Origin of the sequence: Enterobacter sp. 118C5, assembly GCF_034107645.1 — a bacterium.
Classification (GTDB): Bacteria; Pseudomonadota; Gammaproteobacteria; order Enterobacterales; family Enterobacteriaceae; genus Enterobacter; species Enterobacter nematophilus.
Window position 1 is genome coordinate 170,373 of the sequence record NZ_JAWNEU010000003.1, and the last position, 20,799, is coordinate 191,171.

The 20,799-nt window shown below is 54.2% G+C and carries 20 protein-coding genes and 5 tRNA genes; 20 read left to right on the forward strand and 5 right to left on the reverse strand.

The window, feature by feature from the left end; all coding sequences use genetic code 11:
* Position 1: 1 nt before the first annotated feature.
* The 19 genes from mngB (at position 2) to pnuC (ending at position 14,818) form a co-directional block, all read left to right on the forward strand.
* The gene (mngB, locus tag UTO39_RS08435) at positions 2-2,632 is read left to right on the forward strand and encodes a mannosylglycerate hydrolase (RefSeq protein WP_320726945.1); all 2,631 of its coding nucleotides are present in this window, start codon (positions 2-4) and stop codon (positions 2,630-2,632) included.
* A gap of 679 nt (positions 2,633-3,311) precedes the next feature.
* Positions 3,312-4,880 carry a cytochrome ubiquinol oxidase subunit I gene (gene cydA / locus UTO39_RS08440; protein ID WP_045261075.1) on the forward strand — a complete coding sequence of 523 codons (1,569 nt, stop codon included), beginning with the start codon at positions 3,312-3,314 and terminating at the stop codon, positions 4,878-4,880.
* Positions 4,881-4,895: 15 nt separating this feature from the next.
* Complete coding sequence (gene cydB / locus UTO39_RS08445; RefSeq protein ID WP_028012386.1) at positions 4,896-6,035, forward strand: cytochrome d ubiquinol oxidase subunit II; 1,140 nt, start codon at positions 4,896-4,898, stop codon at positions 6,033-6,035.
* A gap of 14 nt (positions 6,036-6,049) precedes the next feature.
* A complete protein-coding gene (gene cydX / locus UTO39_RS08450) occupies positions 6,050-6,163 on the forward strand; it encodes a cytochrome bd-I oxidase subunit CydX (RefSeq protein ID WP_003858598.1) in 114 nt (37 codons plus the stop codon).
* Positions 6,163-6,453, forward strand: a complete 291-nt coding sequence (gene ybgE, locus UTO39_RS08455; protein WP_266178512.1) for a cyd operon protein YbgE — start codon at positions 6,163-6,165, stop codon at positions 6,451-6,453. The genes cydX and ybgE overlap by 1 nt, the downstream gene beginning before the upstream one ends.
* A gap of 148 nt (positions 6,454-6,601) precedes the next feature.
* On the forward strand, positions 6,602-7,006 hold the full coding sequence (gene ybgC, locus UTO39_RS08460; protein WP_003858593.1) for a tol-pal system-associated acyl-CoA thioesterase: 405 nt from the start codon (positions 6,602-6,604) through the stop codon (positions 7,004-7,006).
* Positions 7,003-7,695: a Tol-Pal system protein TolQ gene (gene tolQ, locus UTO39_RS08465; protein WP_008501101.1), complete on the forward strand. Its 693-nt coding sequence runs from the start codon at positions 7,003-7,005 to the stop codon at positions 7,693-7,695. The genes ybgC and tolQ overlap by 4 nt, the downstream gene beginning before the upstream one ends.
* A gap of 3 nt (positions 7,696-7,698) precedes the next feature.
* The gene (tolR, locus tag UTO39_RS08470) at positions 7,699-8,127 is read left to right on the forward strand and encodes a colicin uptake protein TolR (RefSeq protein ID WP_003858589.1); all 429 of its coding nucleotides are present in this window, start codon (positions 7,699-7,701) and stop codon (positions 8,125-8,127) included.
* 28 nt (positions 8,128-8,155) lie between these two features.
* Complete coding sequence (gene tolA / locus UTO39_RS08475) at positions 8,156-9,409, forward strand: cell envelope integrity protein TolA (RefSeq protein WP_061098844.1); 1,254 nt, start codon at positions 8,156-8,158, stop codon at positions 9,407-9,409.
* 134 nt (positions 9,410-9,543) lie between these two features.
* The gene (tolB, locus tag UTO39_RS08480) at positions 9,544-10,836 is read left to right on the forward strand and encodes a Tol-Pal system beta propeller repeat protein TolB (protein WP_013097529.1); all 1,293 of its coding nucleotides are present in this window, start codon (positions 9,544-9,546) and stop codon (positions 10,834-10,836) included.
* 35 nt (positions 10,837-10,871) lie between these two features.
* Complete coding sequence (gene pal / locus UTO39_RS08485; RefSeq protein WP_003858578.1) at positions 10,872-11,393, forward strand: peptidoglycan-associated lipoprotein Pal; 522 nt, start codon at positions 10,872-10,874, stop codon at positions 11,391-11,393.
* Positions 11,394-11,402: 9 nt separating this feature from the next.
* Positions 11,403-12,197 (forward strand): cell division protein CpoB, encoded by a 795-nt coding sequence (gene cpoB / locus UTO39_RS08490; RefSeq protein WP_320726946.1) that lies wholly within the window; start codon positions 11,403-11,405, stop codon positions 12,195-12,197.
* Positions 12,198-12,358: 161 nt separating this feature from the next.
* Positions 12,359-12,434: transfer RNA gene (locus tag UTO39_RS08495), tRNA-Lys, on the forward strand.
* A 27-nt stretch (positions 12,435-12,461) separates the two neighbouring features.
* Positions 12,462-12,537 (forward strand) — tRNA-Val (locus tag UTO39_RS08500).
* Between the two features lie 3 nt (positions 12,538-12,540).
* Positions 12,541-12,616: transfer RNA gene (locus UTO39_RS08505), tRNA-Lys, on the forward strand.
* A 41-nt stretch (positions 12,617-12,657) separates the two neighbouring features.
* Positions 12,658-12,733: transfer RNA gene (locus UTO39_RS08510), tRNA-Lys, on the forward strand.
* Positions 12,734-12,764: 31 nt separating this feature from the next.
* A tRNA-Lys gene (locus tag UTO39_RS08515) sits at positions 12,765-12,840 on the forward strand.
* A gap of 191 nt (positions 12,841-13,031) precedes the next feature.
* The gene (gene nadA, locus UTO39_RS08520) at positions 13,032-14,075 is read left to right on the forward strand and encodes a quinolinate synthase NadA (protein ID WP_320726947.1); all 1,044 of its coding nucleotides are present in this window, start codon (positions 13,032-13,034) and stop codon (positions 14,073-14,075) included.
* Positions 14,076-14,098: 23 nt separating this feature from the next.
* A complete protein-coding gene (pnuC, locus tag UTO39_RS08525; protein ID WP_266178510.1) occupies positions 14,099-14,818 on the forward strand; it encodes a nicotinamide riboside transporter PnuC in 720 nt (239 codons plus the stop codon).
* On the opposite strand, the gene zitB is transcribed toward pnuC, so the two are convergent.
* Both zitB and UTO39_RS08535 read right to left on the reverse strand, forming a co-directional pair.
* Complete coding sequence (zitB, locus tag UTO39_RS08530) at positions 14,815-15,753, reverse strand: CDF family zinc transporter ZitB (protein WP_320726948.1); 939 nt, start codon at positions 15,751-15,753, stop codon at positions 14,815-14,817. The two genes, pnuC and zitB, sit on opposite strands and share 4 nt — an antisense overlap.
* A 105-nt stretch (positions 15,754-15,858) precedes the next feature.
* Positions 15,859-16,239 (reverse strand): protein YbgS, encoded by a 381-nt coding sequence (locus UTO39_RS08535; RefSeq protein ID WP_045259933.1) that lies wholly within the window; start codon positions 16,237-16,239, stop codon positions 15,859-15,861.
* A gap of 303 nt (positions 16,240-16,542) precedes the next feature.
* Here UTO39_RS08535 and aroG point away from each other — a divergent pair, with 303 nt between their 5' ends.
* A complete protein-coding gene (gene aroG / locus UTO39_RS08540) occupies positions 16,543-17,595 on the forward strand; it encodes a 3-deoxy-7-phosphoheptulonate synthase AroG (protein WP_151412752.1) in 1,053 nt (350 codons plus the stop codon).
* A 61-nt stretch (positions 17,596-17,656) separates the two neighbouring features.
* Here aroG and gpmA read toward each other — a convergent pair whose 3' ends face one another.
* The 3 genes from gpmA to galK form a co-directional block, all read right to left on the reverse strand.
* A complete protein-coding gene (gpmA, locus tag UTO39_RS08545; RefSeq protein WP_266178509.1) occupies positions 17,657-18,409 on the reverse strand; it encodes a 2,3-diphosphoglycerate-dependent phosphoglycerate mutase in 753 nt (250 codons plus the stop codon).
* A 206-nt stretch (positions 18,410-18,615) separates the two neighbouring features.
* Positions 18,616-19,656, reverse strand: a complete 1,041-nt coding sequence (gene galM / locus UTO39_RS08550; protein ID WP_320726949.1) for a galactose-1-epimerase — start codon at positions 19,654-19,656, stop codon at positions 18,616-18,618.
* Positions 19,650-20,798 carry a galactokinase gene (gene galK / locus UTO39_RS08555; RefSeq protein ID WP_320726950.1) on the reverse strand — a complete coding sequence of 383 codons (1,149 nt, stop codon included), beginning with the start codon at positions 20,796-20,798 and terminating at the stop codon, positions 19,650-19,652. The genes galM and galK overlap by 7 nt, the downstream gene beginning before the upstream one ends.
* Between the last annotated feature and the right edge of the window lies 1 nt (position 20,799).

The following is a 20,799-nucleotide window of genomic DNA, read 5'->3' on the forward strand; positions in this document are numbered from 1 at the left end:
GATGAAAGCTGTATCTCGCGTTCATATCACGCCGCATATGCACTGGGACCGTGAGTGGTACTTCACCACTGAAGAGTCGCGTATTCTTCTGGTCAATAATATGGAAGAGATCCTGGCCCGCCTGGAGCAGGATGACGAATATAAATATTACGTCCTCGATGGCCAGACGGCGGTGCTGGAGGATTATTTTGCCGTCGTGCCCGAAAACCGGGCACGCGTGAAGGCGCTCGTCGAGCGCGGAAAGCTGATAATCGGCCCATGGTATACCCAGACCGATACCACCCTTGTCAGCGGCGAGTCGATTGTCCGCAACCTGATGTACGGCATCCGGGACTGTATGGCATTCGGCGAGCCGATGAAGATCGGTTATCTGCCGGATTCGTTTGGTATGTCCGGCCAGCTTCCGCATATCTATAACGGATTTGGCATTACCCGCACCATGTTCTGGCGCGGCTGCTCTGAACGGCACGGGACCGATAAAACCGAATTTCTCTGGCAGAGCCAGGACGGCAGTGAAGTCACGGCACAGGTGCTGCCGCTGGGCTACGCGATTGGTAAGTACTTACCGGAGGACGAAGCCGGGCTGCGCAAACGGCTCGACAGCTATTTCGACGTTCTGGAAAAGGCCTCCGTCACCAAAGAGATTTTGCTGCCCAACGGCCACGATCAGATGCCGCTGCAGCAGAATATTTTCGCGGTGATGGACAAGCTGCGTGAAATCTATCCGCAGCGTCAGTTTGTGATGAGCCGCTTTGAGGAGGTGTTTGACCACATCGAGGCGCGCCGCGATGAGCTGGCGACCCTGAAAGGGGAGTTTATCGACGGGAAATACATGCGCGTGCACCGGACCATCGGCTCCACGCGCATGGATATCAAAATCGCCCATGCGCGCATCGAGAACAAAATTGTCAACATCCTCGAGCCGCTGGCAACGCTTGCCTGGACGCTGGGCTTCGATTATCACCACGGCCTGCTGGAGAAGATGTGGAAAGAGATCCTCAAAAACCACGCTCACGACAGCATCGGCTGCTGCTGCAGCGACAAGGTGCATCGCGAGATTGTCTCCCGCTTTGAACTGGCCGAAGACATGGCGGACAACCTGGTGCGTTTCTATATGCGCAAGATTGTCGACAACATGCCGCAAAGCGACGCCGACAAGCTGGTGATGTTCAACCTGATGCCATGGCCGCGTGAAGAGGTGATGAACACCACGATTCGACTGCGCGCCAGCCAGTTCCGTCTGTTGGATGATAAAGGCAACGAGATCCCGTATTTCATTCGCAGCGCGCGCGAGCTGGACCCTGGCCTCATTGACCGGCAGATTGTCCATTACGGCAATTATGAGCCGTTTATGGAGTTTGATATTCAGCTCAGCCAGATACTGCCGTCGATGGGCTACCGTACGCTGTTTATCGAGCCAAACGTGGCCGGGAAGGTTCTCCCTCCGCTGAAAAACACCGAATCCCTGCTTGAAAACGCCTTCTGGCAGATTGATTTAAATAACGACGGTACGCTGCGCCTGCGCGACAAAGAAACCGGGCTGATTTATGACCGGGTGCTGGAAATCGAAGAGAGTTCGGATGATGGTGATGAGTACGACTACTCGCCTTCGCGGGAAGAGTGGAGACTCACTTCAGCACAGGGCGAGCATCAGGTCGAGGTGATACACGAAGGCTGGCAGAGCAGGGCGGTGATCCGCCATCGAATTGCTGTACCGGCGAATCTGGCCGAACGCGCGGCGCGCCAGCTAAATGGCTCTCTCAACGTAGAGTTTGACGTCACGCTTAGCCATAACAGCAGGCGTATTGATGTGGCCGTGCGTCTGGATAATCAGGCTGACGACCACCGCGTTCGCGTGCTGATCCCAACGCCGTTTATGACAGAGGACGTGTTAGCGGATACGCAGTTTGGCACGCTCACTCGTCCGGTGCAGGACCCTGCGATGGAAAACTGGCAGGAGGAGGGGTGGAAAGAAGCGCCGGTTCCCGTCTGGAACTTACTCAACTATGCCGTCCTGCAGGAAAAACGAAACGGGCTTGCGCTGTTCACCGAAGGACTACGCGAATTTGAAGTGGTAGGCGAGGATAAAAAAGCATTTGCTTTGACCCTGCTGCGCGGCGTGGGGTTACTCGGCAAAGAAGATTTGCTGTTGCGCCCCGGCAGACCTTCAGGAATCAAAATGCCCGTCCCTGACTCCCAGGTGCGCGGCTCGTTAAGCTGTCGCTTTAGCCTCTTTAGCTTCAGCGGCACGCCGGAAAACGCGGGCGTCGCGCAGCAGGCTAAATCGTGGTTAACGCCGGTGCAGTGCTATAACAAAATTCCCTGGGATGCGATGAAGCTGAATCGCTCGTCGTTTACCACGCCAGAAAGTTACAGCCTGCTGGCACTTTCGCCAACGGGATGCGTGCTCAGTACGCTCAAAAAGGCTGAAGATCGAGACGAGCTCATCCTTCGCTTGTTCAACCCTTCCGAGTCCAGCGCATGTGACGCGACCTTATCCGTGAATCCGACGGTGAAGCGGTGCTGCGAAACGGACATGAATGAACGGGTAATTGACAATCGTGAAGAAGAGGGCATTGTCGGGGCGTTCAGACCGGGACAGTCACGGACCTTTAGCATCCTTCTTGCCTGAAAACCGCTGACGCGATCAAAAGGCCGCAGAGTTTGCGGCCTTTTTTCATTAAATAGTCACGCTTCGGTGTTAACTTACGGGATAATAAAAGTAAATCAAATGTAATTTCTAAAGGTTGCAAAAACAGAATGGAAAAATAAACTGGCCCAGCTACGCTTATTGTTTGTCCCGCTTCGGCAGGGCGTTTTTCTCTCGCGTTAAATAAAATCACTTCTGTTTATATTTTTTTCGTCTTCGATAACCAATCGCATCTTTGCATGCACATATCATTAACATGGTTTTTACCATTCTTACCGCGGATAAACATGATTAACATTAGGACCTGTTTTTGATTTAAATCAAAGTTTAATGCTTGGAAAAAGATGCTGAAAAGCGCTAAATTGTCCCCGATCAAAATGGCCGAAAAGTGGTAATTTTGCTATAAATTGATCGCCGTCGAAAAACGTAAATGTGATTCAATAAAAACCTGTTTATTGTAAGGGTTTTGCAGCGTATTATATTTGCGGGATCAATTTGAGTTTTTTATTAACCTATTTGTAACCTGTCGTCATCGTTTTTATCCTTCTCCAGGGTAATAACGACGACCAGGATGCGAATAATTTGTATTGGGGCATGCGTGTGGATCTCTCTCTGACGGGGTTCACTCTCGGAGTCTTCATGCGATGAGCAAGGAGTCATAATGTTAGACGTAGTCGAACTGTCGCGCTTACAGTTTGCCTTGACCGCGATGTACCACTTCCTGTTTGTGCCACTGACGCTCGGTATGGCGTTCCTGCTGGCAATCATGGAAACGGTTTACGTCCTCTCCGGCAAACAGATTTATAAAGATATGACCAAGTTCTGGGGCAAGTTGTTTGGTATCAACTTTGCGCTGGGCGTGGCAACCGGTTTGACCATGGAGTTCCAGTTCGGGACTAACTGGTCTTACTATTCCCACTATGTAGGGGATATCTTCGGTGCGCCGCTGGCCATTGAAGGTCTGATGGCCTTCTTCCTCGAATCCACCTTTGTAGGTCTGTTCTTCTTCGGCTGGGACCGTCTGGGTAAAGTCCAGCACATGGCCGTAACCTGGCTGGTGGCATTAGGTTCGAACCTGTCCGCGCTGTGGATCCTGGTGGCGAACGGCTGGATGCAGAACCCGATCGCGTCTGACTTCAACTTCGAAACCATGCGTATGGAGATGGTCAGCTTTGCCGAGCTGGTCCTGAACCCGGTCGCTCAGGTTAAATTTGTTCACACCGTCGCATCTGGCTACGTGTGCGGCGCGATGTTCGTGCTGGGTATCAGCTCCTACTACATGCTGCGCGGTCGTGACTTCGCGTTTGCCAAGCGCTCCTTTGCTATCGCAGCAAGCTTCGGTATGGCTGCAATCCTCTCCGTTATCGTTCTGGGTGATGAATCCGGTTACGAAATGGGCGACGTGCAGAAAACCAAACTGGCCGCTATCGAAGCCGAATGGGAAACCCAACCGGCGCCTGCTGCCTTTACGCTGTTCGGTATTCCCGATCAGGACGCGCAGGAAAACCGCTTCGCCATTCAAATTCCTTACGCGCTGGGTATCATCGCAACCCGTTCTGTCGATAAACAGGTAACGGGTCTGAAAGAGCTGATGGTTCAGCACGAAGAGCGTATCCGTAACGGTATGAAGGCTTACTCGCTGCTGGAACAGCTGCGTGCCGGCTCTACCGACCAGGCCGTTCGCGATCAATTTAACGACGTGAAGAAAGACCTGGGCTACGGTCTGCTGCTGAAGCGTTATACCCCGAACGTTTCTGACGCGACGGAAGCACAGATTCAGATGGCGACCAAAGACTCGATTCCACGCGTTGCGCCACTGTACTTCGCATTCCGTATCATGGTGGGCTGCGGCATCATCATGCTGCTGATCATTGCGGCGTCCTTCTGGTCCGTGATTCGTAACCGCATTGGCGAGAAAAAATGGCTGCTGCGCACCGCGCTGTACGGTATTCCACTGCCGTGGATCGCGATTGAGTCCGGCTGGTTTGTTGCAGAGTACGGCCGTCAGCCATGGGCGATTGGTGAGGTGCTGCCAACGGCGGTCGCGAACTCTTCCCTGACGGCAGGCGACCTGATCTTCTCCATGCTGCTGATCTGTGGTCTGTACACCCTGTTCCTGGTGGCTGAACTGTTCCTGATGTTCAAGTTCGCGCGCCTTGGCCCAAGCAGCCTGAAAACCGGTCGCTATCACTACGAGCAGTCCACTGCGACTACTCAGCCGGCACGCTAAGACAGGAGTCATCAAATGATCGATTATGAAGTATTGCGTTTTATCTGGTGGCTGCTGGTTGGCGTTCTGCTGATCGGTTTCGCCGTCACGGATGGTTTCGACATGGGGGTGGGGATGCTCACCCGTTTCCTCGGTCGCAATGACACCGAGCGTCGAATCATGATTAACTCCATCGCCCCTCACTGGGACGGTAACCAGGTGTGGCTGATCACCGCAGGCGGCGCGCTGTTCGCTGCCTGGCCGATGGTCTACGCGGCTGCGTTCTCCGGCTTCTATGTGGCGATGATTCTGGTGCTGGCCTCTTTATTCTTCCGTCCGGTCGGTTTCGACTACCGTTCCAAGATTGAAGATACCCGCTGGCGCAACATGTGGGACTGGGGCATCTTCATTGGTAGCTTCGTTCCACCGCTGGTGATTGGCGTAGCGTTCGGTAACCTGCTGCAGGGCGTACCGTTCCACCTCGACGAATACATGCGTCTTTACTACACCGGTAACTTCTTCCAGCTGCTGAATCCGTTTGGCCTGCTGGCCGGCGTGGTGAGCGTGGCGATGATCATCACTCAGGGCGCAACTTACCTGCAGATGCGTACTGTCGGTGAACTGCACCTGCGTTCCCGTGCTACTGCTCAGGTTGCGGCACTGGTGACCCTGGTCTGCTTCGCTCTGGCAGGCGTGTGGGTGGTGTACGGTATTGATGGTTACGTGGTGACGTCTGCGATCAACCACTCGGCACCGTCTAACCCGCTGACCAAAGAAGTGGCGCGTCAGGCTGGCGCATGGCTGGTGAACTTCAACAATACCCCTGCGCTGTGGGCGATCCCGGCTCTGGGCGTGCTGCTGCCGCTGCTGACCGTGCTGACGTCTCGTCTGGAGAAAGGTGCTCTGGCGTTCGTGTTCTCTTCACTGACGCTGGCGTGCATCATCCTGACTGCGGGTATTGCCATGTTCCCATTTGTCATGCCATCCAGCACCATGCTGAATGCTAGTCTGACCATGTGGGATGCAACCTCCAGCCATATGACGCTGAACTTAATGACTTACGTTGCTTGCGTGTTCGTTCCGATTGTTCTGGCATACACCATCTGGTGTTACTGGAAAATGTTCGGTCGTATCACTAAAGAACATATCGAAAGCAACACCCACTCTATGTACTAAGTAAGGAGCTGAATATGTGGTATTTCGCATGGATTTTAGGGACGCTTCTTGCCTGTGCTTTTGGTGTCATCACTGCCCTGGCGCTTGAGCACGTGGAAGCGACCAAAGCGGGTGAAGAAAAACACTGATGAATATTATCGCGAAGCTTTACGCGGTAATGGATAAGCGCCCGTTACGGGCGCTTTCTTTAGTGATGGCATTACTGCTGGCAGGCTGTATCTTCTGGGACCCGTCGCGATTTGCGGCAAAGACCAGCGAGCTTGAAATCTGGCACGGCTTCCTCATCATGTGGGCGGTGTGCGCAGGTGTAATTCACGGCGTGGGCTTTCGTCCGAGAGCGGTCCACTGGCAGGGTATCTTCTGCCCGCTCGTTGCCGACCTGGTTCTCCTCGCAGGTCTGATTTTCTTCTTCTTCTGAATAAGAAATGTCCGTTAACGTTATGGGCTTACCCGAGCCCATAAAAATTTACTCTCCGTTTACTTTCTCCCATTCCAAACCATCTTTCCCGCGCGTATAGTAGCGAAGTTTGAAAGCTCCAACTTTTATTGCATTACCGGGATGTAAAGTGAATACAACGCTGTTTCGATGGCCGGTTCGTGTCTATTACGAAGATACCGATGCCGGTGGTGTGGTTTACCACGCCAGCTACGTTGCTTTTTATGAACGGGCACGCACAGAGATGCTGCGCCATCATCACTTTAGTCAACAGGTGCTGTTGGCTGAGCGAGTTGCCTTCGTGGTACGCAAGATGACGCTTGAGTATTTTGCGCCTGCCAGACTCGACGATATGCTCGAAGTCCAAACTGAAATTACATCAATGCGCGGGACCTCACTGGTATTCACGCAGCGGATAGTCAACGCAGAGAACACCGTACTGAACTCAGCTGAAGTACTGATTGTTTGTGTTGATCCAACCATAATGAAGCCTCGTGCGCTTCCTAAGTCTATTGTCGCGGAGTTTAAGCAGTGACTGACATGAATATCCTTGATTTGTTCCTGAAGGCAAGCCTTCTGGTTAAACTTATCATGTTGATTTTGATTGGTTTTTCAATCGCATCCTGGGCCATCATTATCCAGAGAACGCGTATCCTCAATGCTGCTGGCCGTGAAGCGGAAGCGTTTGAAGATAAGTTCTGGTCGGGTATTGAGCTTTCTCGTCTGTATCAGGAGAGCCAGGGACGCCGTGAAAACCTGACCGGCTCCGAGCAAATTTTCTATAGCGGGTTCAAAGAGTTTGCTCGCCTGCATCGGGCAAACAATCATGCGCCGGAAGCGGTTGTGGAAGGGGCCTCGCGTGCGATGCGTATCTCCATGAACCGTGAACTGGAAAACCTTGAAACGCACATTCCTTTCCTCGGCACCGTGGGTTCTATCAGCCCGTATATCGGTCTGTTTGGTACCGTGTGGGGGATCATGCACGCCTTTATCGCGCTGGGCGCGGTGAAGCAGGCGACGTTGCAGATGGTTGCACCGGGTATCGCTGAAGCACTGATTGCGACCGCTATCGGTCTGTTTGCGGCAATCCCGGCGGTAATGGCTTACAACCGTCTGAACCAGCGCGTGAACAAACTGGAACTGAACTACGACAACTTTATGGAAGAGTTCACCGCGATTCTGCACCGTCAGGCGTTTACCAGCACCGAGAGCAACAAGGGGTAAACCATGGCCAGATCGCGTGGACGAGGTCGTCGCGAGCTCAAGTCCGAAATCAATATCGTTCCACTGCTGGACGTCCTGCTGGTACTGCTGCTGATCTTCATGGCGACAGCGCCGATCATCACCCAGAGCGTGGAAGTCGATCTGCCGGATGCGACAGAATCACAGGCGGTGAGCACCAATGACGATCCTCCGGTCATCATTGAGGTTTCCGGCGTAGGGCAGTACAGCGTGGTGGTAGAAAAAGATCGTATGGATCAGCTTCCACCCGAGCAGGTGATTGCTGAGGCGCAGCGTCGCCTGGAATCAAATCCGAAAACGGTCTTCTTGATCGGTGGCGCGAAAGACGTACCTTACGATGAAATTATTAAAGCGCTGAACTTGCTACATAGTGCGGGTGTTAAGTCAGTTGGCTTAATGACTCAACCTATTTGATCATCCGCGTAGTTTTTGGGAACCGATAGTGTCAAAGGCAACCGAACAGAACGACAAGCTTAAGCGAGCGATAATCGTCTCCGCAGTGCTGCACGTGATTCTTTTTGCAGCGCTGATCTGGAGTTCGTTCGACGAGCATATTGATGCATCAGCAGGCGGCGGTGGGGGATCTTCCATTGACGCCGTAATGGTGGATCCCGGTGCGGTAGTGCAAAACTATAATCGCGAACAACAGCAGAAGGCGAGTGCCAAACGGGCTGAAGAGCAGCGTGAAAAACAGGCGCAACAGCAGGCGGAAGAGCTGCGTGAAAAGCAGGCCGCCGAGCAGGAGCGTTTGAAGCAGCTTGAGAAAGAACGTTTGCAGGCGCAGGAAGCCGCGAAAGCGCAGGCGGAACAGCAAAAGCAAGCCGAAGAGGCCGCGAAGAAAGCGCAGGAACAGCAAAAACAGGCGGAAGCGGCGGCAGCAAAAGCCGCAGCGGATGCCAAAGCGCAGGCTGATGCCCAGGCGAAATTAGCGGCAGAAGCGGCGAAGAAAGCGGCTGCCGATGCCCAGAAGAAAGCTGAGGCGGAAGCCGCGAAGAAAGCCGCTGCGGATGCTCAGAAGAAAGCCGAAGCGGAAGCCGCGAAGAAAGCCGCTGCTGACGCTCAGAAGAAAGCTGAAGCGGAAGCCGCGAAGAAAGCCGCTCAGGAAGCAGAGAAGAAAGCGGCTGCCGAGGCTGCGAAGAAAGCCGCTGCGGCTGAGAAGGCTGCTGCAGAAAAAGCTGCCGCCGCTGAAAAAGCCGCTGCTGATAAAAAAGCTGCAGCCGAGAAGGCTGCTGCCGATAAGAAAGCTGCTGCTGAAAAAGCGGCTGCCAAAAAGGCTGCTGCCGCTGAAAAAGCCGCTGCCGCCGCAGGGGTTGACGATCTGCTGGGCGACTTAAGCTCCGGTAAGAATGCACCGAAAACGGGCGGTGGGGCGAAAGGAAACAACGCAGCGCCGACCGGAAGTGGTAACACTAAGAGTAACGGTGCGACAGGGGCTGAAATCAACGGCTATGCCGCGCAGATTAAATCGGCGATTGAAAGCCGGTTCTATGATGCGTCTTCCTATGCCGGTAAAACGTGTACGCTGCGTATAAAACTGGCTCCGGACGGCATGCTGCTTGATATTAAGTCTGAAGGTGGCGACCCGGCTTTATGTACTGCGGCTCTGGCTGCAGCGCGTCAGGCGAAGATGCCTAAACCGCCTTCTCAGGCAGTCTACGAAGTCTTCAAAAATGCGCCGCTGGACTTCAAACCTTAAGTTACATTTTCCCCGTGCAAACGGGGAAAAATAGACCAGGTTTAGTCACAGGGTTCTGGTAGTTTTGTCTATTTGAGTTTGTTAACATTCTGCTAAATTATCGTGGGTAAGGTTACCCGGATAAGGGAGATATGATGAAGCAGGCATTACGTGTAGCATTTAGTTTTTTAATGCTGTGGGCAGCAGTCCTGCACGCAGAAGTACGTATCGAGATCACCCAGGGGGTGGACTCGGCACGTCCAATCGGTGTTGTTCCGTTCCAGTGGGCCGGTCCTGGCGCTGCACCTGAAGATGCCGGCGGCATCGTGGCGGCTGACCTGCGTAACAGCGGTAAATTCAACCCGTTAGATCGTTCTCGTCTGCCTCAGCAGCCGGGCAGCGCGCAGGAAGTACAGCCTGCAGCATGGTCTGCGCTGGGTATTGATGCGGTGGTTGTGGGTCAGGTTACGCCTAACCCGGACGGTTCTTACAACGTGGCCTGGCAGCTGGTTGATACCGGCGGTGCACCGGGTACCGTTCTGGCACAGAACTCTTACAAGGTCACTAAACAGTACCTGCGCTACGCGGCACACGCGGCCAGCGACGCGGTGTTCGAAAAGCTGACCGGCATTAAAGGTGCGTTCCGTACCCGTATTGCTTATGTGGTGCAGACCAACGGTGGTCAGTTCCCGTACGAGCTGCGCGTCTCTGACTACGACGGTTACAACCAGTTCCTGGTGAAACGCTCTTCACAGCCGCTGATGTCTCCAGCCTGGTCTCCGGACGGGTCTAAACTGGCCTACGTGACCTTCGAGAGCGGTCGTTCTGCGCTGGTTATCCAGACGCTGGCTAACGGTGCGGTGCGTCAGGTAGCGTCGTTCCCACGTCACAACGGTGCGCCTTCGTTCTCTCCGGATGGGTCTAAACTGGCGTTCGCGCTGTCTAAAACCGGTAGCCTGAACCTGTACGTGATGGACATTGGCTCCGGCCAGATCCGTCAGGTGACCGACGGTCGCAGCAACAACACTGAACCATCATGGTTCCCGGACAGCCAAAACCTGGCGTTTACCTCTGACCAGGCCGGCCGTCCACAAATCTATAAAGTGAACATCAACGGCGGTGCTCCGCAGCGTATTACCTGGGAAGGTTCGCAGAACCAGAACGCAGACGTGAGCAGCGACGGTAAATTCATGGTAATGGTCAGCTCCAACGGTGGGCAGCAGCACATTGCCAAACAAGATCTGGTAGCGGGTGGCGTCCAAGTTCTGTCGTCAACGTTCCTGGATGAAACGCCAAGTCTGGCACCTAACGGCACTATGGTAATCTACAGCTCTTCTCAGGGGATGGGATCTGTGCTGAATCTGGTTTCTACAGATGGGCGTTTCAAAGCGCGTATTCCGGCCACTGATGGACAGGTAAAATCACCTGCCTGGTCGCCGTATCTGTAAATAATAATTAATTGATTACTAAAGGAATCATAGAAATGCAACTGAACAAAGTGCTGAAGGGGCTGATGATCGCTCTGCCTGTAATGGCAATCGCAGCGTGTTCTTCTAACAAGAACGCCAGCAATGACCAGAGCGGCGAAGGCATGATGGGTGCCGGTACCGGTATGGACGCGAACGGCAATGGCAACATGTCTTCTGAAGAGCAAGCGCGTCTTCAGATGCAGCAGCTGCAGCAGAACAACATCGTTTACTTCGATCTGGATAAATACGACATCCGTTCTGACTTCGCTGCGATGCTGGATGCTCACGCTAACTTCCTGCGTAGCAACCCATCTTACAAAGTCACCGTAGAAGGTCACGCGGACGAACGTGGTACTCCAGAGTACAACATCTCCCTGGGTGAACGTCGTGCTAACGCCGTTAAGATGTACCTGCAGGGTAAAGGCGTTTCTGCTGACCAGATCTCCATCGTTTCTTACGGTAAAGAAAAACCTGCAGTACTGGGTCACGACGAAGCGGCTTACTCCAAAAACCGTCGTGCCGTACTGGTTTACTAAGAGAATTGCATGAGCAGTAACTTCAGACATCATCTGTTGAGTCTGTCGTTACTGGTTGGAATAGCGGCCCCCTGGGCCGCTTTTGCTCAGGCACCAATCAGTAGTGTCGGCTCAGGCTCGGTAGAAGACCGGGTCACTCAGCTCGAGCGTATTTCTAACGCTCACAGTCAGCTTTTAACCCAACTCCAGCAGCAACTTTCCGATAACCAAAACGATATTGACTCTCTCCGCGGCCAGATTCAGGAAAGCCAGTATCAGCTTAACCAGGTTGTGGAACGTCAGAAGCAGATTTTATTGCAGATGGATAGCCTGAGCAGCGGTGGTGCAGCAGCACAGCCAGCGGCAGGCGATCAGAGCGGAGCGGCGACCTCCGCACCTGCGCCGTCTGCTGATGCTTCAGCGTCAACAGGGGCGCCTGTACAGAGCGGTGACGCGAATACGGATTACAATGCGGCCATTGCCCTGGTGCAGGATCAATCTCGTCAGGATGACGCGATAGCTGCGTTTCAGAACTTTGTTAAGAAATACCCTGATTCAACCTACCAGCCAAATGCCAATTACTGGCTCGGTCAGTTGAATTACAACAAGGGTAAAAAGGACGATGCGGCGTTTTATTTTGCCTCAGTGGTGAAAAATTACCCGAAATCGCCGAAAGCGCCAGATGCGATGTACAAAGTTGGCGTGATCATGCAGGACAAAGGCGACACGGCGAAAGCCAAAGCGGTTTATCAGCAGGTGGTCGCAAAATTCCCGGGCACCGAAGGTGCTAAGCAGGCGCAAAAACGCCTGAATTCGATGGGATGATTATCGCATGACCAGAAATCGCGTTATTTCTGGTCGTGCAGCATGATTCGTAAGCAGTTAAGTGATCTTCATCGAAATTTTTGTTGCGCTGAATTCTTAAATCAGTAATATATGCCGCCGTTGCCACGGGATATCAAACAACGTGAAAACAGCGTAAAAGTGGGTCGTTAGCTCAGTTGGTAGAGCAGTTGACTTTTAATCAATTGGTCGCAGGTTCGAATCCTGCACGACCCACCACTTAACGCATTACCGGCAGTACAGAGTGGGTGATTAGCTCAGTTGGTAGAGCATCTCCTTTACACGGAGGGGGTCGGCGGTTCGAGCCCGTCATCACCCACCACTCGGGTCGTTAGCTCAGTTGGTAGAGCAGTTGACTTTTAATCAATTGGTCGCAGGTTCGAATCCTGCACGACCCACCAATTTAATTGGTACCGAGTGATAATTCAGGCAACACCCAGATGGGTCGTTAGCTCAGTTGGTAGAGCAGTTGACTTTTAATCAATTGGTCGCAGGTTCGAATCCTGCACGACCCACCAGCCTGAATAAATTTGAAGTACATCCCGCAAGGGGTCGTTAGCTCAGTTGGTAGAGCAGTTGACTTTTAATCAATTGGTCGCAGGTTCGAATCCTGCACGACCCACCAATGTTAAAAAGCGCCCTAAAGGCGCTTTTTTGCTATCTGCCGTACAACAAATGCTCCTCCCATCTATTCCCGGTGACTTTTCACTTCAGATTCGCTATCTTGTTTAGTATATAAAACATAATTGCCGCGCGTTTTGCTTTGTCAGGCAAAAGAAAGGCAATATTGTTAAGCCAGTAAAACGAGAAGCCATAATGAGCGTGATGTTTGATCCAGAAGCCGCAATCTATCCGTTTCCGCCAAAGCCTGTGCCATTAAGCCAGGATGAAAAACAATTCTACCGCGAGAAGATCAAACGGCTTCTCAAAGAGCGCGATGCGGTGATGGTGGCCCATTACTACACCGACCCGGAAATTCAGCAGCTGGCGGAAGAGACCGGGGGCTGTATTTCTGATTCACTGGAGATGGCCCGCTTCGGTGCAAAACATCCCGCTTCCACGCTGCTGGTTGCAGGCGTGCGTTTTATGGGCGAAACGGCAAAAATTCTCAGCCCGGAAAAAACCATTCTGATGCCGACGCTCAATGCGGAATGTTCGCTCGATCTCGGCTGCCCGATTGACGAATTCAACGCCTTCTGCGATGCCCATCCTGACCGGGCCGTGGTGGTTTACGCCAACACCTCTGCGGCGGTAAAAGCGCGCGCAGACTGGGTGGTTACGTCGAGCATCGCCGTTGAGCTGATTGAGCATCTGGACAGCCTGGGTGAGAAAATTATCTGGGCCCCGGACCGCCATCTTGGCAAGTATGTTCAGAAGCAGACCGGCGCTGACGTTCTCTGCTGGCAGGGCGCATGCATTGTGCACGACGAATTTAAGACCCAGGCGCTGTCCCGCATGAAGGCGCTTTATCCTGACGCAGCCATTCTTGTTCACCCTGAATCACCGCAGTCGATTGTCGATATGGCCGATGCGGTTGGCTCAACCAGCCAGCTTATCAACGCGGCCAGGACGCTGCCGCACAAGCAGCTCATCGTCGCGACCGATCGCGGTATCTTCTATAAGATGCAGCAGGCCGTACCGGAGAAAGAGCTGCTGGAAGCGCCAACGGCGGGCGAGGGCGCAACGTGCCGCAGCTGCGCGCATTGCCCGTGGATGGCGATGAACGGCCTGAAAGCGATTGCCGAAGGGCTCGAGACAGGCGGTGCGGCGCATGAAATCCATGTCGATGCCGCCCTTCGTGAAGGTGCGTTAATTCCGCTTAACCGCATGCTGGATTTTGCGGCTACACTACGTACTTAATTCAAAGACGCCCTGGGGAAAAGATGGATTTTTTTAGCACGCAGAACATTCTGGTTCATATACCAATTGGTGCAGGTGGCTATGACCTGTCATGGATTGAAGCCGTAGGCACGCTGGCGGGTTTGCTGTGCATCTGGCTGGCAAGCCTGGAGAAGATCGGCAACTACGCGTTCGGGCTGATTAACGTCACGCTGTTTGCGATTATCTTCTTCCAGATCCAGCTGTACGCCAGCCTGCTTTTGCAGCTGTTTTTCTTCGCCGCCAATATTTACGGCTGGTACGCCTGGTCCCGGCAGAATAGCCAGCAGGAGGCTGAGCTGCAGATCCGCTGGCTGCCCCTGCCGAAAGCCATCGCCTGGTTCGTTGCCTGCGTGGTTGCCATTGGTTTGATGACCGTCTACATCAACCCGGTGTTTGCGTTCCTGACCCGCGTTGCCGTTTCGGTCATGTCCGCTATGGGCCTCAACGTGACGATGCCGGAGCTTCAGCCGGATGCCTTCCCGTTCTGGGATTCCTGCATGATGGTGCTGTCGATCGCGGCGATGGTCCTGATGACCCGTAAATACGTTGAGAACTGGCTTCTGTGGGTCATCATCAACGTCATCAGCGTGGTGATTTTTGCCCTTCAGGGCGTTTATGCCATGTCGCTGGAATATCTGCTGCTGACCTTCATTGCCCTGAACGGCAGCCGGATGTGGATCAAGAGCGCGCGTGAGCGTGGCTCACACGCGCTTTCCAGCTAATGGTGATGATGATGTGAACGGTCGGGCTGCGCCTCGTTAAGGTGGCAGTCCGGCCCGCTACAGGGCTGGTACTCCATCTGGATGGTGGCGTGACCAATCTCATAGTGATGTTCAAGAAAGTGCTGGATGCGTTCGAGCAGCGCATCGTGGTCGTGCGGCGGGATCACCTGGACGTGTAATGTCATAACCGGTTTCTCGCCCACCAGCCAGACGTGTACGTGATGAACGTTACGCACTTCCGGGACAGTACGGCGCAGGTTGCGCCTAAGCTCGTCAATGTTCATAGATGCCGGCGCCCCTTCCAGCAGTTCATTGACGCTCTCCTTCAGCAGTCGCCAGGCGCTGCGCAAGACCAGACACGACACCAGCACGGAGAGAATCGGGTCAACGGGCGTCCAGCCGGTATAGAGTATCACCAGCGCGGCGACAATCGCCCCAACTGAACCGAGCAAATCCCCCAGCACGTGCAGAGCCGCAGCGCGCACGTTGAGGTTCTTTTCCCCGCTGCCGCGATGCAAAATCCAGAACGCCAGAATATTTGCCAGCAGCCCCGCCACGGCAATCACCATCATTGTCGTCCCGGCGATGGGCTGCGGGTGCCTGAAACGCTGTACGGCTTCCCAGACGATAAGAACAGTAATAACCACCAGCGCGATGGCGTTAACAAACGCGGCAAGGGTGGTCAGCCTCAGCCAGCCGAAGGTATGGCGCGCGTTGGGCGGGCGGCGAGCAAACTGCACCGCCAGCAGGGCGAAAAGCAGCGCTGCGGCATCGGTCAGCATATGTCCGGCATCAGCCAGCAGCGCCAGCGAGCCGGAAACCAGGCCGCCAATGACCTCGATAACCATAAACGTGGCCGTAACGCCAAAGGCCAGCATAAGTCGTTTTGCGTTGTCGTTGCCGGGAGAAGATGGGTGTGAGTGGGTGTGCGCCATGTCTGCTTTCCTGATTCGTTATTATTTTAGTGTAGCGTTTTTAACAGGTTACTCCAAAAAGAAAGGAGAGCCTGGGCTCTCCTTTCGCACTTAACGCATCCAGAATTACTGGGTTGTGCCGTCGGTTTTGGTATTGGCGTCGTTACCCACTTTGTCGTTCGGATCGGGACATTTGCCGTCCTTACACATCGAGTTCTTATGAACCTCATCCGAGCTCATATTGTCATGATTCATGGTGTCAGAAGCACTACCGTTCGGATGCAGCATGGTGCCGCCGGTGTTGGTATTGCCGGTATTGATCTGGCTGTTATCGACATTATTCGGGGCGATATTCTGTTTCGCATCAGGCGCAACCTGGCCTGCCGCTGCTGCCGCATTGGCATCACCGTTGCTGTCTGAAGCCCCCGTTTCTGCGGCCAGGACGCTGCCGCTGGCAAGGGTGAGTGTGGCAGTCAGGAAGAGGGTGGTCAGTTTTGTCATTTTCATGATGGTGCTCCTGTTCTTGTCGTTACGCTGGATAACATTCTCCAACAGTGCATCTTTTTAGAGGCGAAAGATTCCGCCTTACGGACTTACGTCAGTAGGGAATCGCGTTTAAGCATTTAAAAATGGTTGTTACAGTTAAAAAGCTTAGGTTAGATCTCATTTTTCGCTATTTTGTGGCGATTTTTAGGCGAATTCCAGGAATTATCTGCGTGAAGTGTAAAACCGTGTTTACACTTCCTGGTCGACAAGATAGATTGAAAGGATTGCTTTCATTACTAAAGATATGGCAGAGCTGGAAAGAAGATGAATTATCAGAACGACGATTTACGCATTAAAGAGATCAATGAGTTATTACCTCCTGTAGCACTCCTTGAGAAATTCCCCGCCACTGAAAATGCCGCAAACACGGTTTCTCATGCTCGTAAAGCGATCCACAAGATCCTGAAAGGTAATGACGATCGTCTTCTGGTGGTGATTGGCCCGTGCTCCATTCACGATCCTGCCGCCGCGAAAGAGTATGCGGCGCGTCTGCTCACCCTGCGTGAAGAGTTGAAGGACGAGCTGGAAATCGTTATGCGCGTCTATTTTGAAAAACCGCGCACGACCGTGGGCTGGAAAGGGCTGATTAACGATCCGCATATGGATAACAGCTTCCAGATCAACGACGGCCTGCGCATTGCGCGCAAGCTGCTGCTGGAGATCAACGACAGCGGCCTGCCTGCTGCCGGCGAGTTCCTGGATATGATTACGCCACAATACCTGGCAGACCTGATGAGCTGGGGCGCGATTGGTGCGCGCACCACCGAATCTCAGGTTCACCGCGAGCTGGCTTCCGGTCTCTCTTGCCCGGTGGGCTTCAAAAACGGCACTGACGGCACCATTAAGGTGGCTATCGACGCCATCAACGCCGCGGGTGCGCCGCACTGCTTCCTGTCCGTGACCAAATGGGGTCACTCCGCCATCGTTAACACCAGCGGTAACGGTGATTGCCATATCATTCTGCGCGGCGGCAAAGAGCCAAACTACAGTGCAAAACACGTGGCAGAGGTGAAGGCCGGGCTGGAAAAAGCCGGGCTGCCGCCGCAGGTGATGATCGACTTCAGCCACGCCAACTCCAGCAAGCAGTTCAAAAAGCAGATGGAAGTGGGGACTGACGTCTGTCAGCAGATCGCCAACGGTGAGAAGGCGGTAATTGGGGTGATGATTGAAAGCCATCTGGTTGAAGGTAACCAGAACCTGGAAGGCAGCGAGCCGCTGGTGTATGGCAAAAGCGTTACCGATGCCTGCATTGGCTGGGACGATACCGATGCCATCCTGCGTCAGCTGGCGAATGCGGTAAAAGCGCGCCGCGGCTGAGTCTTAACGCACAAATAAAAAAGCGCGGAAGGCTCCGCGCTTTTTTTACGTCCGGCGAAAATTACTTCGCTTTACCCTGGTTCGCGACAGCCGCTGCTTTCGCTGCGATTTCATCCGCGTTACCCAGGTAGTAGTGTTTGATTGGCTTGAAGTTTTCGTCGAACTCATACACCAGCGGTACGCCAGTTGGGATGTTCAGTTCGAGGATCTCGTCTTCGCCCATGTTGTCCAGGTATTTCACCAGCGCGCGCAGGGAGTTACCGTGAGCAGCGACGATCACGCGCTCGCCGCTTTTCAGGCGTGGCAGAATGGTTTCGTTCCAGTAAGGCACAACGCGGTCGATGGTCAGCGCCAGGCTCTCGGTGGTTGGCAGCTCAGCGTCGGTCAGTTTCGCGTAGCGCGGGTCGTGGCCCGGATAGCGCTCGTCATCTTTGGTCAGCTCTGGTGGGGTTACCGCGAAGCCGCGACGCCACTGTTTAACCTGCTCGTCACCGTATTTCTCAGCGGTTTCCGCTTTGTTCAGGCCCTGCAGCGCACCGTAGTGACGCTCGTTCAGTTTCCAGGATTTCTCAACCGGCAGCCAGGCCTGATCCAGTTCGTCCAGCACGTTCCACAGGGTGTGGATGGCACGTTTCAGCACAGAGGTGTAAGCAAAATCAAAGCTGAAGCCTTCTTCCTTCAGCAGTTTACCTGCTGCTTTTGCTTCGCTTACGCCTTTCTCGGACAGATCAACGTCGTACCAACCGGTGAAGCGGTTTTCGTTGTTCCACTGGCTTTCGCCGTGACGCACCAGGACCAGCTTAGTAATAGCCATCTCTTACTCCTCAAGCATTTTTAGAATGATAACAATTCTCATTATATTGCTGTGGCCGTGCCAGCAGCAACGCTTAACCCTAACCATAGCGAAAATAGTCTCTGAGTGTAAGATGCTTGTGAATTCAGGGTTATGATTTTGTCTGCGATCGGCGCTATTTTCAGCAAGACGCGCAGAAAAAAGCCCTCCGATGGGAGGGCTGGAAATCATTTCGGAATAAAATGGTATTCCGTCACGCTAATGTACTCTCCACCGGGGCGCAGCACGCAGTCCGGCTGCGGCCATTCAGGATGATTCGGGCTGTCCGGCAGGAACTCGCTCTCTAATGCAAGGCCTTGCCAGTCGCTGTACTCATCGTGTTCGCGTGCCGTCGTGCCGCCGAGGTAGTTGCCCGAATAGAATTGCAGAGCAGGAGCGGTGGTATACACCGTCATCTGCAGTTTCTCATCGCTGGACCAGACCTGCGCGGCAGGCTGCTTCACATCACCTTTGGCCTGCAGCAGGAACGCGTGGTCGTAGCCTTTCACCTTGCGCTGATCGTCATCGCTCAGGAAATCCTCGGCGATAACCTTAGCGCTGCGGAAATCAAAGCTGGTTCCGCTCACGTCTTTGAGGCCCTGATACGGAATGCCCGTCTCGTCAACCGGCAAATAGGCATCTGCCAGGATCTGCAGCTTGTGGTTACGCACGTCGCACTGGTTGCCGTCGAGATTGAAGTAGGCATGGTTAGTCAGGTTGACCGGACACGGCTTGTCGACCGTCGCACGGTATTCAATGGCGATACGGTTGTCGTCCGTCAGCGTAAAGCGCGCGGAGGCGGTAAGGTTCCCCGGGAAGCCCTGATCGCCATCAAGCGAATCCAGCGAGAACAGCACTTCGCCGTCGTTTTGACGAACAATTTTCCAGCGGCGTTTATCAAACCCGTCCGGGCCGCCGTGCAGCTGGTTCTCCCCCTGGCTTGGCAGCAGGGGATACTGCACGCCGTCGAGCTCAAAGCGGCTCTTCTCGATGCGGTTGGCATAGCGCCCGACGGACGCGCCCAGATAGGCAGACTGATTCACGTACTGCTCGGGCGAGGCGCAGCCGAGCAGGGTTTCGCGCACGCTGCCGTCCGGCATCGGTACGCGGGCTGAAAGCAGGGTCGCACCCCAGTCCATAAGCGTAACCACCATTCCCGCGCTGTTGCGCAGGGTTAACAGGCGATACGGCAGACCATCCGGTGCGAGGGTGGGTGTTTCGTTTAGCACTGTCCGGCTCCTTGTGATGCTTTACATACATAGAACGTTTCTTTGATGCCCGTTTTCGCTTCGTACTGCTTCGCCACGGCGTCCTGGACGGCAGGAACCAGCTCTTCCGGAACCAGCGCGACGATGCAGCCGCCAAAGCCGCCGCCCGTCATGCGTACGCCGCCTTTGTCGCCAATGACCGCTTTAACAATGTCCACCAGGGTGTCGATCTGCGGCACGGTGATTTCAAAATCATCGCGCATGGAGGCGTGAGATTCTGCCATCAGCTCACCCATGCGCTTCAGGTCGCCTTTCGCCAGCGCGGAGGCGGCTTCAACGGTACGGGCGTTCTCCGTCAGCACGTGGCGCACGCGTCTGGCGACGACAGGATCCAGCTCGTGCGCCACTTTGTTAAATTCATTGAGCGTCACGTCGCGCAGGGCAGACTGCTGGAAGAAGCGCGCGCCGGTTTCGCACTGTTCGCGGCGGGTGTTGTACTCGCTGCCCACCAGCGTGCGTTTAAAGTTGCTGTTGATGATTACCACGGCCGCGCCTTTTGGCAGCGGAACGGCTTTGGTGCCAAGCGAGCGGCAGTCGATCAGCAGCGCGTGCTCTTTTTTGCCCAGCGCGGAGATCAGCTGGTCCATGATGCCGCAGTTGCAGCCCACGAACTGGTTTTCCGCTTCCTGACCGTTCAGGGCGATTTGCGCCCCGTCCAGCGGCAGATGATACAGCTGCTGAAAGACGGTTCCCACGGCCACTTCGAGCGAGGCCGACGAGCTTAAGCCCGCACCCTGCGGCACGTTGCCGCTGATAACTAAATCCGCACCGCCAAAGTTCTTGTTGCGCTTCTGCAGATGCTTCACCACGCCGCGCACGTAGTTAGACCACTGCTGGCTGTCGTGCGTCACAATCGGGGCGTCGAGGGAAAACTCGTCCGTCTCATTACCGTAATCTGCCGCAATGACGCGGACTTTGCGGTCGTCGCGCTTTGCGCAGCTGATGACCGTCTGGTAATCAATGGCGCACGGCAGCACGAAGCCGTCGTTGTAGTCGGTATGTTCACCGATCAGGTTGACGCGACCAGGCGCCTGAATAACGTGGGTGGCAGGGTAGCCAAATTTCTCAGCAAACAGGGATTGTGTTTTATCTTTCAGACTCATT